The following is a 12232-nucleotide window of genomic DNA, read 5'->3' as shown; positions in this document are numbered from 1 at the left end:
GAGGGCGTTCTAGATGGAACGCATCACGGAGACGACCTTCCCCATGACCGTGGCGTGGTCACCGAGGATGGGTTCGTACTGGCGGTTCTGGGGAAGCAGCCATGTATGCCCGTCCCGCTGGCGGAACGTCTTCACCGTGGCTTCGTCGTCCAGGAGGGCGGCAACGATGTCGCCGTTTTCTGCATGCTGCTGGCGCCGGACAACGACCCAGTCGCCATCGCAGATGGCCGCCTCGACCATTGAGTCTCCGCTGACCTTGAGCATGAACAGTTCACCGTGCCCGACCAGCTGCCGTGGCAATGTCATGACATCTTCCACCGACTGGTCCGCCAGGATCGGGCCGCCGGCAGCGATCCTTCCCACCAATGGGACCTTGGCCACGTCGGAGGACGAATCCAGCTCGACGATGGAAAGATGCGCTGCGCCGGTGGAGGCCGATTCCCCGGACGGACCATTCTGTGCCGTCGTGGACCCGAGACTGAGGGGCAACAGGATCTCCATCGCCCGGGGGCGCCGCGGGTCACGCCGGATGTATCCGAGCTTCTCCAGCTGACTCAACTGGTGGGTGACGCTGGACAGGCTGGCCAGTCCGACGGTATCGCCGATTTCGCGCATGGACGGCGGGTAACCCTTGTCGGCAACGGCCCGCTGGATGGTCTCCAGGATCCGCTTCTGCCGAGCAGTCAGGCCCTTGGATGCTTTTTTCGGCGTCGGATTCTCCGCTGAGCTCATGGTCCATCCCGTTCTGGTAAATCGCCGGCGTACCGGGCCTGTGCGCAATCTGTCGGATGCGGCTGATGGACTCACATCCGTTCAACCGTTGCCCCCACTCTAGGGCAGGAGACACGGTCGTTCAAAGATTTATTCGAACGTGTCTCGACAAGGTTCGTAGATAGATGCTAAAAATGTACGAGAAGTTCGAACAAGAGTTCGAAAGCGGGTGGCGGCATCCGCAATCGGTACCCGCAACGGCGGGTCGAGAGGAAGGCAAGACCATGGCTCAGATCGCTTTGACTGCCCCGGTGCTCCACATCGTTGACCGCACCGACGCACGGACCGTACGCGTCGCCCAGTCGAACGCACGGTCGCCTCGGCTGCGGCTCACCCGCCGTGGGCGGTTCCTGCTCATTGGACTGCCGGTGATGTTGGGAGCGACTGCCCTTCTGGTGCTGGCCGGGATCTTCACGGCACCCGTGATGGCCGCCGGGGCATCGGGGACCGCTCCCGTGGACGCCACGACGGTTTCCGTGATGCAGGGAGACACCGTGTGGGGCTTGGCGGCCGAGTTCGCACCGGATCGCGATCGGCAGGAAGTGGTGGCCGAGATCACCGAAATGAACGACCTGGCAGGTTCTGTCTTGGTTCCGGGGCAGCAGATCTTCGTCCCGTCGAGCCGCTGAACGCGCGAATATGACCCCCGGCCCGCCTTTGGATTCCCGCGCTGACCGACCCCCGAATTAGAATGGGCCGGTGAGTAATCAGCTGGAACGACTGGCCAAACTGCCACTGCGGGAGAACCTGCGTGGCATCGAACCCTACGGCGCACCGCAACTTGACGTCGCCGTCCTGCTGAACGTGAACGAAAACACGCATCCGCTCCCGGCCTCCGTCAGCCGCGCGATCACCGAAGATGTGGCCGCGGCGGCCGTGTCGTTGAACCGATACCCGGACCGCGAATTCACCGAACTACGCGAACGGCTCGCAGACTACCTGGGACATGGCCTGACCGCCGAGAACGTCTGGGCCGCCAACGGTTCCAATGAAGTCCTGCAGCAGATCCTCCAGGCCTTCGGGGGACCCGGTCGCAGCGTCATGAGCTTCCCGCCGACCTACTCGATGTACCCCCTGCTGGCCAGTGGTACCGACACCACCTATGTGGCCGGGCAACGGGGGACGGGCTTCGAACTGAGCGCCGCATCCGCCGCCGACCAGGTAGCCGCAGCGGCCCCGAACCTCGTGATCCTGTGCTCGCCCAACAACCCCACGGGAACGGCCCTGGGTCTGGATGTCGTGGAGGCAGTCTACGAAGCGGGCCAAGCCAGCAACGCGATCGTCATCGTCGACGAGGCCTACGCGGAGTTCGCCCTCGCAGGTACCGAATCTGCCCTCACCCTCCTACCCGGGCGTGAGCGGCTCGTGGTCACGCGGACGATGAGCAAGGCCTTTGCCCTGGCAGGCGCGCGCCTGGGCTACCTGGCAGCGGCCCCCGAGATCGCCGACGCACTTCGGCTGGTCCGCTTGCCCTACCACCTCTCCGCGGTCACGCAAGCCACGGCCAACGCGGCACTCAAACAGGTGGCCGCACTGCTGGCGACTGTCGAGGACATCAAGGTGCAGCGCGACCGCATCGTTTCCGAGCTCACCCGGATGGGGCTGGAACCAGCCGTGAGCGATTCGAATTTCGTCTTCTTCGGTGGCCTCGAGCACGCCGGCAGGACATGGCAGGGGCTGCTCGACGCCGGCGTGTTGGTCCGCGACGTCGGCATCCCGGGCCATCTGCGGGTCACTGCGGGCACCGAAGGCGAGACAACCGCCTTCCTGGAAGCCCTTGAAGCGCTGCAGTCTGCCTCGGCCCCGGCAGGGCACGCCAGCTAGACTTGACCCCGGGCGGCCTCAGCCGCCGTCCCCTCCACCCCCACCGAAGGAATGTCTGTGTCTGCAGAACTGCTCAGTGGTCGCCGCGCCCGCATGGAGCGTGCCACCAGCGAGTCCACCGTCGTCGTCGAAATCGACCTGGACGGCACGGGCGTTGCCAACATCAGCACGAGTGTCCCGTTCTACGACCACATGCTCACCGCCCTGGCCAAGCACTCGCTGATCGACATCACCGTCCAGGCCACCGGGGACACCCACATTGACGTCCACCACACCGTGGAAGACGTGGCCATCACCTTGGGCGAAGTGCTGCGCACTGCGCTGGGCAACAAGGCGGGGATCCGCCGTTTCGGGGAAGCCTCGGTTCCGCTTGACGAGGCACTGGCCCATGCGGTCGTCGACATCTCCGGGCGCCCCTACCTGGTCCACGGCGGTGAACCGGCCGGGCAGGAATACCACCTCATCGGCGGGCACTTCACCGGTTCCCTGACGCGCCACGTCTTCGAGGCGCTGACCCTGCACGCCCAGATCTGCCTGCACATGCAGGTCGTATCCGGCCGCGATCCGCACCACATCGTCGAAGCACAGTTCAAGGCGTTCGCCCGCGCGCTCCGCGAGGCGGTCGAACCCGATCCGCGGACCGGCGGAGCCATCCCCTCGACCAAGGGGGCGCTCTAGGTGGCCGGCCCCCGGATCACCGTCCTGGACTACGGCTCCGGCAACATCCGCTCCGCGGTGCGCGCACTGGAACATGTCGGTGCAGAAGTCACCCTGAGCAGCACCGCCGATGACATCAGCCAAGCCGACGGACTGGTCGTCCCCGGAGTCGGCGCCTTCGCCAGTGTCATGAAGGCACTCAAGGACGTCGGCGCCGGTCCACGCATCGGCCGCCGCATCGCCGGCGGGCGGCCGGTGCTGGGCATCTGCGTCGGACACCAGGTTTTCTTCGAGGAAGGCATCGAACACGGGATCCGCACTGCGGGATTCGGCGAATGGCCCGGGGTCGTTGAACGGCTGGAAGCCCCCGTGGTACCGCATATGGGGTGGAACACCGTGGAAGCAGCGCCCGGTTCACGGCTCTTCGCCGGCATCGAGGACGAACGCTTCTACTTCGTCCATTCCTATGCCGTGCAGAAGTGGGACTTCCCGGTGGCCCAGCCGCGCATGACGCCGCCATCGGTCACCTGGGCCGAACACGGCAGCCGCTTCATCGCGGCCGTCGAGAACGGTCCCCTGTCGGCCGTTCAATTCCATCCCGAGAAGTCCGGGGATGCCGGCGCCCAATTGCTGTCCAACTGGTTGGGAACCCTCGCCTGATGTGGAGCATCCTGTTGATGGCGCTCGGAGGAGTCCTTGCCGGAGGGGCCTTGTCGCTGCGCCAGCAGAAGGCCCACATTTCCTGGATCATCACCGCGTGGGTCCTGGCAGGCATGTCCTTGCTGGCCGCATACATCCTCACTCTCAAATAGACCACCGCCACCGGGCAGCGCCCGGAACCACCGCACCGGGACGCCCAGCCCCGACGACGACCGGAGACCCCACCATGAACCAGAACAACATCCTCGAACTTCTGCCCGCAGTCGACATTGCAGACGGCCAGGCCGTTCGGCTCGTCCAAGGCGAAGCCGGCAGCGAAACGGGCTACGGTGACCCGTTGGAGGCCGCGCTGGCCTGGCAACAGGACGGAGCCGAATGGGTGCACCTGGTGGACTTGGACGCAGCCTTCGGCCGGGGTAGCAACACCGAAGCCGTCTCGCGCATCTCCCGCGAACTCGGCATCAAGGTCGAGCTGTCCGGGGGCATCCGTGATGACGAATCCCTGGAACGGGCACTCGAGTACGGTGCCGCACGCGTGAACCTCGGAACCGCAGCCCTGGAAGCGCCGGAGTGGACGGCACGGGCGATCGCCCGGCACGGTGACAAGATCGCCGTCGGCCTCGACGTTCGTGGCACGACGCTGGCCGGTCGCGGCTGGACCAGTGAAGGCGGCAACCTGTGGGACGTCCTGTCGCGGCTGGAAGACGCCGGATGCGCCCGCTACGTGGTCACGGACGTGACCAAGGACGGCACCCTGCGCGGACCGAACATCGAACTGCTGCGCGAGATGTGCACGAAAACGAGCCGACCCGTTGTCGCCTCCGGCGGCATTTCCAACCTCGAGGATCTGCGTGCCCTGCGGGCGCTCGTTCCGGAGGGTGTCGAGGGAGCCATCGTCGGGAAGGCCCTGTACACGGGGCAGTTCACCCTGCCGGAGGCCCTGGACGTCGCGGGACGCCGGTAGCCGATGAGCGCAGACGACCAGAACCGTCCGGGCGGACCGTCACACGAGAGCGGAGACGGAACAGGCATCGGCCGCCACCTGCCGGGACATATCGAGGCGGCCCTGCGCCGGGCCGGTTCGGATGTCGACTCCGCAGGCCAGTCCTGGTCCGGTCGAGATCTTTCGGGCGAGGGGAACCCCCTGCACCAGTTCGACGCCGACGACGGCGAACCGGATTCCGCCTATGTGGCCGCCCTGGCCGCGCTGAAGGCGGGCACCGGGGACGAGCAGACGGTCCACCGGGCGCTCGCGAATGCACGCGTCTTCGTCCCCGTCGTCGCGACCCTGGCCGAGGGGGGAATCGGCGAGCACGGATTTACCGAGGACAAGGAAGCCGAGATGGCCTTGGTGACCATCAAGGCTCCCGACGGCCGACCTGCGCTTCCGGTCTTCAGCAGCGTGGAACGACTGCACGCCTGGCATGCGCAAGCCCGTCCGGTGGCCGTCTACGCCCCGCGCGCCGCACTCTCCGCCGTCGCCGAAGAAGCCCAGCTTCTCGTCATCGACCCGGGGGCGGACCTGACGTTCGTGCTGCGCCGTCCGGCCATGTGGGCGCTGGCCCAGCAGCGGCAATGGACTCCCAGCTACGCCGACGAGACCCTCCTTCCGCTCCTGCAGTCGGCCGCGGATGCAGACCCTGCCATCACGGGACTCACAGCCGCTCCCGGTCAGGGCGTCGCAGCCCGGGCCGCCGATGGCACCATCGTCGCGGGTGGAGGTCCCGGCCCCGAACTGAGGATAGAAGTAGCCGTGCGCCCCGGAACGGAACGGGAGCAGATCGCCGGTGTTCTCCAACGACTCCAACGGTCCCTGGGTGCGCACCCTGAATTTGCTGCCCGGGTCGATTCACTTGAGCTGGGGCTTCACGGCCCGGCGCGCGGCTGATTTCCGGCCTGCGGTACACACAAAAGGGAGGCCGTCGCGGGTGCGACGGCCTCCTGGAGGGCTGATGCGGGGGAGTTAGTTCACCGGTCCGGTGAATTTCTCACCCGGCCCCTGTCCTGGCGGATCCTGGATGGATGACGCCTCACGGAAGGCCAGCTGCAGGGAGCGCAGGCCATCGCGCAACGGCCCGGCGTGCTGGGAACCGACCTCGGGGGCAGCTGCTGTGATGAGCCCAGCCAAGGCGGTAATGAGCTTACGGGCCTCGTCCAGGTCCTTCAGGTCTTCGGCGTCCTCGCCTTCGGCGAGGCCGCACTTGACCGCTGCAGCACTCATCAGGTGAACGGCCGCTGTCGTGATGACTTCCACGGCCGCCACCTCAGCGATGTCGCGCACATGATTGGTCTCGCCGAACGTGGCGTCCGGATTGGTTTCAGGGGTACTCATGCTGCTAAGCTTTTCACAGACCGACTGGTTTTGTTTAGTCAGCGTGCTCGGCCCGGACGGGCAGGACATGCGGACGGAACACGGCTAGTACGCAAGTGGAGGCCTACTCCCACCCGCTGTAACCGCTCAAGGTTGCCGGGTCACTCGGATCGGAACCCTTGGTTCCATGGCACGCGAAAGCGGCCACAACCGAATCTTCAGGCCTCCAACTGCCCGGCAGCTGGAGGCCTTCTTCATGTTGCTGGTGGTTTCGGACAACGAACAGCAGGAGTTACACATCAGCGATCCACGCATTAATGATCGAATCCGCGTCCCCGAGGTGCGGCTGGTTGGACCCAATGGCGAACAGGTGGGCATCGTCCGCATTGAAGACGCGTTGCGTCTGGCCGCGGAGTCCGACCTTGATCTGGTTGAGGTGGCGCCGACGGCGAAGCCTCCCGTGTGCAAGTTGATGGACTTCGGCAAGTACAAGTACGAAGCCGCCGTCAAGGCACGCGAGGCGCGCAAGAACCAGACCAACACGGTCCTGAAGGAAGTCCGCTTCCGGCTCAAGATCGACAAGCACGACTACGAGACCAAGACGGGCCATGCCCTGCGTTTCCTCGGAGCCGGTGACAAGGTCAAGGCCATGATCCAGTTCCGCGGTCGTGAGCAGCAGCGCCCCGAAATGGGCATTCGGTTGCTCAACAAGTTCGCCGAGGACGTGGCCGCGGTCGGCGTCGTCGAGTCCAGCCCGCGTATCGATGGCCGCAACATGGTCATGGTCGTCGGACCGCTGAAGAACAAGGCGGAGGCCAAGGCCGAAGCCCGCCGCCAGGCGCAGCGTGAAACCGACAAGGCCAAGGCGACCGCCGTCAAGGAAGGCCGCGTCGACACCTCGGACGACAAGCCCGCGATGACCCAGTCCATGGGGGACAACCTCCCGGACGAGTTCAGGGCGCGTCTGGCCAAGGTGGAGGCAGACAATGCCGAGCAGGCCAAGAAGGATGCCGAACAGGCTAAGAAGGACGCCGAAGCAGCCAAGGCCGCTCCGGTAGCCGAAGCCCCGAAGGCTGCCGCTCCGAAGGCGGAAGCGCCCAAGGCAGCAGCCCCGAAGGCGGCCCCCAAGGCAGCCGAAGCAGCGCCGAAGCCCGCAGCTGCCGCCAAGCCAGCGTCCGCGCCGAAGCCCGCAGCAGCCGCCAAGCCGGCGGCGGCCCCCAAGCCTGCTGCAACGCCGAAGCCGGTGCCGAAGCCGGTGCCGAAGCCGACCGCGACGCCCAAGCCGACGCCGAAGCCAGCACCACGCAGTACCGCGAAGCCGCGCCCGGGCAAATAGCCCGCAGTGGCCCGCCCTTCGGGGCGACACAACTGACCCACGGGTTTCCAACACCGGAAACCTGAAAGATCCCCGGTCCGAACAGGGCAACGGGAGCACGTAAGGAGAACGGCGGATATGCCGAAGTTCAAGACCCACAGCGGCGCCAAGAAGCGCTTCAAGCTCACCGGTAGCGGCAAGCTCAAGCGCCAGCAGGCCAACCGCCGCCACTACCTGGAGCACAAGCCCTCCAGCCTCAAGCGCCAGCTCAAGGGCGACCTGATCGTTGCCAAGGCGGACACCAAGACCATCAAGCGGATGCTGGGCCTCTAAGCAATCGCATCGGGAACCCCGGTTCCCACCCATCCATGGAGTTCCCCGGGCTGGTTGCCGTCACCACGGCACACCGCGGGCTAGATATTAAGGAGTACACACGTGGCACGTGTGAAGCGGGCGGTCAACGCCCACAAGAAGCGTCGGGTCGTTCTCGAGCGGGCCAAGGGCTACCGCGGTCAGCGTTCGCGCCTGTACCGCAAGGCCAAGGAGCAGCTGCTCCACTCGTTCGTCTACAGCTACGGCGACCGCCGCAAGCGCAAGGGCGACTTCCGTCGCCTGTGGATCCAGCGCATCAACGCTGCCTCCCGCGCCAACGGCCTGACCTACAACCGCCTGATCCAGGGCCTGAAGGCCGCTGAGGTCGAGGTTGACCGCCGCATGCTCTCCGAGCTGGCCATCTCCGACGCCAACGCCTTCAGCGCGCTCGTCAAGATCGCCAAGGACGCCCTGCCGGCCGACGTCAACGCCCCGGCGACGAAGTCCGCCCCGAAGGCCGCCGCCGCACCGGCCGCCAAGAAGGCAGCAGCTCCCAAGGCCGCCAAGTCCACCGAGGGCGAAGGCGTTGTCAAGGCCGTCGACGGTGAGGACGCTCCCGAGGGCTACGTCATCAAGGGCAACCAGTCCATGAAGTACCACGTACCGGGCTCGACCTGGTACGAGCAGACCCAGCCGGAGTTCTGGTTCAACTCGGTCGAGGCCGCCAAGGCCGCCGGCTTCGAGCCGGCTGGTGGCGAATCCCGCCAACAGTTCTCCAAGTAGCCAACGCTGCTCCACGGGCTGCAGCCCGTGCGGCGAGGGACGGAATCCCACCGGGATTCCGTCCCCTCCGCCGTTTAACCACCCACACGCCCACCCCGATAGGGTTCATTCCATGAACGCAGCGCACGTCCCAGCAGCAGAGATGGACAACCCGCGCGCCGAGCGGGTCAAGGATGTCGCCCGGTTGGCGACCCGTTCCGGCCGGGCCAAGCGTGGCGCCTTCCTGGCCGAAGGCCCGCAAGCGGTCCGCGAGGCATTGCGCGCCCACGACGAAGCGGTGGCCACGCACCGGCAACCCGTGGTCCTGGAGGTCTACGCGACGGCCGAGGCGCTTCAACGACATCCGGACCTGGCCGGCCATCGCGAGCGTGTCAGGCGGTACACGGCGACCGGTGAGGTCCTGGCCGCCATGGCCGATACGGTCACACCCCAGGGCATCATCGCCGTCTGCCGCATCCCCGAACCGACGCTGGACGCCGTCCTGGGGGCCCGGCCGCGACTGGTCGCAGTCCTCTGCCGTGTCCAGGATCCTGGCAACGCCGGAACCATTCTCCGCGCCGCCGACGCGGCCGGAGCCGACGCGATCGTGCTGACCACCGGCAGCGTTGACATCTACAACCCCAAGGCCGTGCGATCCACCGTCGGATCGGTCTTTCACCTGCCGATCGTGGCCGGCGTGGCCTTCCCGGAACTGGTGGAAAAGGCAACGGCTGCGGGAGTCCAGCTGTTGGCGGCCGACGGCTATGGTTCCGTGGATCTCGATGCCCTGCAGGACGACAGCGCCGCCCGCCGGGCCGGAACCCCCGAGGCGCCCACCGATGCCCCGCGGTTGGAGGATGCCACGGCGTGGCTGTTCGGCAACGAGGCCCAGGGTCTGGACGCCGGCGAACTCGCTGCGGCAGGTCACCGTGTGGCGGTGCCGTTGTACGGGGTTGCGGAATCGTTGAACGTCGGAACCGCCGCCACCGTCTGCCTGTATGCCTCGGCCCGCGCCCAGCGGCGGTCCCGCTGACCCGCCACTTTCCCGCCAGCCCGGAAGTGGGCGATGGCGTAGTAGCGTGTGCGTAGACGAATCCCCACGGCGCGTGCGCGCCACGACAGAGGCGGAGAACATGGCATCATCCGGTGGGAACACGGCAGTCATCGCGGCACTGGCGGCGAATCTGACGATTGCCCTGTTCAAGTTCGTGGCCTGGTTGCTGACCCAGTCCTCCTCGATGCTGGCCGAGGCGATCCACTCGGTGGCCGACTCGGGGAACCAGGTGCTGCTGCTCGTCGGCGGCAAGCGCTCCAAGCGCCAGGCCAGCGCGGAGCATCCCTTTGGCTTCGGCAGGGAACGATACATCTACGCGTTCATCGTCTCCATCATCCTGTTCAGCGTCGGCGGGCTGTTCGCCCTGTACGAGGCCTACGAGAAGTTCAAGGATCCGCACGGCATCGAGGGCCGCTGGTGGTGGGTCCCCGTCGCGGTCCTCGTTGGCGCCATGATCGCCGAGGGGCTGTCCTTCCGCACGGCCATCCACGAATCCAACGCAGTGCGCGGAACCACCGGCTGGGTGCAGTTCGTGCGCCGGGCCAAGTCCCCGGAGCTGCCGGTCATCCTGTTGGAGGATCTGGGGGCGTTGGTCGGCCTGTTCTTCGCGCTGCTGGGGGTCTGCCTGACACTGCTGACCGGAAACGGGATCTTCGATGCCCTGGGCACGGCGATGATCGGCCTGCTGCTGGTGTGCATCGCGATCGTGCTCGCCATCGAGACGAAATCGCTGCTGCTCGGTGAATCCGCATCCCGGGAGAACGTCGCCCGCATCGAATCGGCCATCACCGCCTCCGGCACCCCGATCATCCACCTGAAGACCCTGCACTTGGGGCCCGAGGAGATCCTCGTGGCCGCCAAGATCGGCATCTCCGCCGGCGCCAGTGGCGAGCAGATCGCGTCCGCCATCGACGAGGCCGAGGCCGGAATCCGGGCCGCCGTCCCCACCGCCACGGTGATCTACCTCGAACCCGATATTCCCCGCAGCGGGTCTGCTGCCGCCCAGGCCACCGGGACGCTACCCGCCACGGAGTCCGGGCAAACGACAGGGAACGACGGCGGTGTCCAGCAGTGAGCGGGCTGAAGCAGATCGTTGGTGCGGCCCTGGTGGACTCGCTGGAGGCCCCGACGCGGTTGCTTGCCGCCCGGCGCACCAGCCCGCCGGCGCTGGCTGGAATGTGGGAATTCCCCGGGGGAAAGGTCGAGCCGGGCGAATCGTGCGAGGCGGGACTCCTGCGTGAACTGCACGAGGAACTGGGGATCACCGCCCGGCTGGGTGAGGAGGTCGCCGGCCCGATCGACCAGGGCTGGAAGCTGTCCGGGCCGGCAGCAATGCGCGTGTGGCTGGCCACCGTCAGTTCGGGGGAGCCGGCACCGCTGGAGGACCACGATGCATTGCGGTGGGTGGACCTGGCGGGCGAGGACATCGGCAGGCTCAACTGGATCCCCGCCGACCTGCCCATCGTCGCCGCCATCGTGGACCGTGCCACGGCAACGCGCCAGATGACGGGAGGCACCCGTTGATCCTGCTGACCGGTTTCGAACCCTTCGGCGGGGATACGGAGAACCCCTCCATCGTGGCGGCACGGAGTGCTGCGGAGGAATTGAACCGGTCGGGCCGCCCGGCCGTGGCCGTGGAACTTCCCTGTGTCTTCGCCACCGCCCCGCACGCCCTGCGGGAGGCCCTGCGGACCCATCAACCCGAACTGGTGGTCTGCACCGGCCTGAGCGCCCGGGCAGCATCCCTGACGCTGGAACGGGCCGCCTTGAACGTCATCGACGCGCGGATCCCCGACAACTCAGGTGCCCAGCCCGTCGACGTGCCCGTCGTCCCCGGAGGCCCCGCTGCCTACTTCACGACCCTGCCCATCAAGCGGGCGTTGGCCGCGCTGCGGGCCGAGGGCCTGCCGGCAGTGGTTTCCCAGAGCGCCGGCACCTTTGCCTGCAACCAGGTGTTCTACGCGCTGATGCACGAGTTGGCCGCCGGCACCGTACGGGGCGGATTCGTCCATGTTCCCCCGACCGGGCCCGGGAGCGCCGATCCGGAAGCGCTGGTGCGGGCACTGCTCGTCGTCGTCCGCGAGGCGCTGGACCCGGCAGCGGACGTCAGCCTCGGCGCCGGGGCACTGGCCTGAGCCCGCGGAGAAGATCGGCGAAGGAACGTCCGGGCCGCTCGACATAGCCCCCGGCCGCCAGACCCGCCTGGCGTTCGAAGGGGTTCCGCGAGGCCGGATCGCCGGTCCGGCACCATGAATACCCGCAGGCTCCGGCATACAGGACCAGGAACGGCAGGCCCAGGCACCACGCGTACTGGGTGCAGTGGCGTTCCTCGTGGGCGAGCAGGCCGGGGAAGTGTTCCGGCTCCGCCAACGCCGGCCGGAACAGGATCACGTTGCCGACGGTGAAGGCACCGGCCACCGGCCAGCGTGGACGGTAGCCGAGGGCGAAATGCAGTCCGCGTCCGCCGTCGACCACTTCGCATCCGGTGGCCCGGGCGAGGATCAGGCCACTTGGCGTGGAGAGGTTCACCCAATTCGCCACCGCCCGGACGCGCGGCCAGTTCACC

The 12232-nt window shown here is 67.1% G+C and carries 17 protein-coding genes; 14 read left to right on the top strand and 3 right to left on the bottom strand.

Translation table 11 applies throughout. From position 1 onward, the window contains the following. Positions 1-9: 9 nt before the first annotated feature. Entirely contained in the window at positions 10-732 is a 723-nt protein-coding gene (gene lexA, locus ACN0TP_RS16450) for a transcriptional repressor LexA (protein WP_417220720.1), read from the bottom strand. 263 nt (positions 733-995) lie between these two features. On the opposite strand from lexA, the gene ACN0TP_RS16445 reads away from it, so the two are divergent. The 7 genes from ACN0TP_RS16445 (at position 996) to ACN0TP_RS16415 (ending at position 5800) form a co-directional block, all read left to right on the top strand. Further along, the gene (locus ACN0TP_RS16445) at positions 996-1400 is read left to right on the top strand and encodes a LysM peptidoglycan-binding domain-containing protein (protein WP_417220717.1); all 405 of its coding nucleotides are present in this window, start codon (positions 996-998) and stop codon (positions 1398-1400) included. Between the two features lie 70 nt (positions 1401-1470). Further along, positions 1471-2595 (top strand): histidinol-phosphate transaminase, encoded by a 1125-nt coding sequence (locus tag ACN0TP_RS16440; RefSeq protein WP_417220715.1) that lies wholly within the window; start codon positions 1471-1473, stop codon positions 2593-2595. 93 nt (positions 2596-2688) lie between these two features. Then, positions 2689-3273 (top strand): imidazoleglycerol-phosphate dehydratase HisB, encoded by a 585-nt coding sequence (gene hisB, locus ACN0TP_RS16435; RefSeq protein ID WP_417220816.1) that lies wholly within the window; start codon positions 2689-2691, stop codon positions 3271-3273. Further along, positions 3274-3912 (top strand): imidazole glycerol phosphate synthase subunit HisH, encoded by a 639-nt coding sequence (gene hisH, locus ACN0TP_RS16430; protein ID WP_417220713.1) that lies wholly within the window; start codon positions 3274-3276, stop codon positions 3910-3912. It abuts the gene before it with no gap. Further along, positions 3912-4064 (top strand): hypothetical protein, encoded by a 153-nt coding sequence (locus ACN0TP_RS16425; RefSeq protein ID WP_417220711.1) that lies wholly within the window; start codon positions 3912-3914, stop codon positions 4062-4064. Before hisH ends, ACN0TP_RS16425 begins: the two co-directional genes overlap by 1 nt. Positions 4065-4138: 74 nt before the next feature. Further along, complete coding sequence (gene priA / locus ACN0TP_RS16420) at positions 4139-4876, top strand: bifunctional 1-(5-phosphoribosyl)-5-((5-phosphoribosylamino)methylideneamino)imidazole-4-carboxamide isomerase/phosphoribosylanthranilate isomerase PriA (RefSeq protein WP_417220708.1); 738 nt, start codon at positions 4139-4141, stop codon at positions 4874-4876. Positions 4877-4879: 3 nt separating this feature from the next. Next, complete coding sequence (locus ACN0TP_RS16415) at positions 4880-5800, top strand: SseB family protein (protein WP_417220706.1); 921 nt, start codon at positions 4880-4882, stop codon at positions 5798-5800. Positions 5801-5875: 75 nt separating this feature from the next. Here ACN0TP_RS16415 and ACN0TP_RS16410 read toward each other — a convergent pair whose 3' ends face one another. Next, a complete protein-coding gene (locus ACN0TP_RS16410; protein ID WP_343901015.1) occupies positions 5876-6244 on the bottom strand; it encodes a DUF1844 domain-containing protein in 369 nt (122 codons plus the stop codon). A gap of 166 nt (positions 6245-6410) precedes the next feature. Here ACN0TP_RS16410 and infC point away from each other — a divergent pair, with 166 nt between their 5' ends. The 7 genes from infC (at position 6411) to ACN0TP_RS16375 (ending at position 11801) form a co-directional block, all read left to right on the top strand. Further along, positions 6411-7559, top strand: coding sequence for a translation initiation factor IF-3 (gene infC, locus ACN0TP_RS16405; RefSeq protein WP_417220705.1), 1149 nt, complete (start codon positions 6411-6413; stop codon positions 7557-7559). Positions 7560-7676: 117 nt separating this feature from the next. Next, entirely contained in the window at positions 7677-7871 is a 195-nt protein-coding gene (gene rpmI / locus ACN0TP_RS16400; RefSeq protein WP_372699949.1) for a 50S ribosomal protein L35, read from the top strand. Positions 7872-7973: 102 nt separating this feature from the next. Further along, positions 7974-8633 (top strand): 50S ribosomal protein L20, encoded by a 660-nt coding sequence (rplT, locus tag ACN0TP_RS16395; protein ID WP_417220701.1) that lies wholly within the window; start codon positions 7974-7976, stop codon positions 8631-8633. Positions 8634-8745: 112 nt separating this feature from the next. Continuing rightward, a complete protein-coding gene (locus ACN0TP_RS16390) occupies positions 8746-9645 on the top strand; it encodes a TrmH family RNA methyltransferase (protein ID WP_417220699.1) in 900 nt (299 codons plus the stop codon). A 100-nt stretch (positions 9646-9745) separates the two neighbouring features. Continuing rightward, entirely contained in the window at positions 9746-10741 is a 996-nt protein-coding gene (locus tag ACN0TP_RS16385) for a cation diffusion facilitator family transporter (RefSeq protein WP_417220697.1), read from the top strand. Next, entirely contained in the window at positions 10738-11190 is a 453-nt protein-coding gene (locus ACN0TP_RS16380; protein WP_417220696.1) for a (deoxy)nucleoside triphosphate pyrophosphohydrolase, read from the top strand. The genes ACN0TP_RS16385 and ACN0TP_RS16380 overlap by 4 nt, the downstream gene beginning before the upstream one ends. Continuing rightward, complete coding sequence (locus tag ACN0TP_RS16375; protein ID WP_417220693.1) at positions 11187-11801, top strand: pyroglutamyl-peptidase I; 615 nt, start codon at positions 11187-11189, stop codon at positions 11799-11801. The genes ACN0TP_RS16380 and ACN0TP_RS16375 overlap by 4 nt, the downstream gene beginning before the upstream one ends. Here ACN0TP_RS16375 and ACN0TP_RS16370 read toward each other — a convergent pair. After that, positions 11773-12231 (bottom strand): hypothetical protein, encoded by a 459-nt coding sequence (locus tag ACN0TP_RS16370; RefSeq protein WP_417220690.1) that lies wholly within the window; start codon positions 12229-12231, stop codon positions 11773-11775. The two genes, ACN0TP_RS16375 and ACN0TP_RS16370, sit on opposite strands and share 29 nt — an antisense overlap. Position 12232: the final 1 nt, after the last annotated feature.

Source organism: Arthrobacter sp. (assembly GCF_048266065.1).
Lineage (GTDB): Bacteria > Actinomycetota > Actinomycetes > Actinomycetales > Micrococcaceae > Arthrobacter_H.
Note: the sequence above shows the minus strand (reverse complement) of the source record. Positions and strands in the feature narration are given on the sequence as shown.

Coding starts and splice junctions, on each gene's coding strand:
- ACN0TP_RS16425 (WP_417220711.1), top strand. CDS start 3,912: ATGTGGAGCATCCTGTTGATGGCGCTCGGAGGAGTCCTTGCCGGAGGG.
- infC (WP_417220705.1), top strand. CDS start 6,411: ATGGCACGCGAAAGCGGCCACAACCGAATCTTCAGGCCTCCAACTGCC.
- ACN0TP_RS16410 (WP_343901015.1), bottom strand. CDS start 6,244: ATGAGTACCCCTGAAACCAATCCGGACGCCACGTTCGGCGAGACCAAT.
- priA (WP_417220708.1), top strand. CDS start 4,139: ATGAACCAGAACAACATCCTCGAACTTCTGCCCGCAGTCGACATTGCA.
- ACN0TP_RS16390 (WP_417220699.1), top strand. CDS start 8,746: ATGAACGCAGCGCACGTCCCAGCAGCAGAGATGGACAACCCGCGCGCC.
- ACN0TP_RS16385 (WP_417220697.1), top strand. CDS start 9,746: ATGGCATCATCCGGTGGGAACACGGCAGTCATCGCGGCACTGGCGGCG.
- ACN0TP_RS16415 (WP_417220706.1), top strand. CDS start 4,880: ATGAGCGCAGACGACCAGAACCGTCCGGGCGGACCGTCACACGAGAGC.
- ACN0TP_RS16445 (WP_417220717.1), top strand. CDS start 996: ATGGCTCAGATCGCTTTGACTGCCCCGGTGCTCCACATCGTTGACCGC.
- lexA (WP_417220720.1), bottom strand. CDS start 732: ATGAGCTCAGCGGAGAATCCGACGCCGAAAAAAGCATCCAAGGGCCTG.
- hisB (WP_417220816.1), top strand. CDS start 2,689: ATGGAGCGTGCCACCAGCGAGTCCACCGTCGTCGTCGAAATCGACCTG.
- rpmI (WP_372699949.1), top strand. CDS start 7,677: ATGCCGAAGTTCAAGACCCACAGCGGCGCCAAGAAGCGCTTCAAGCTC.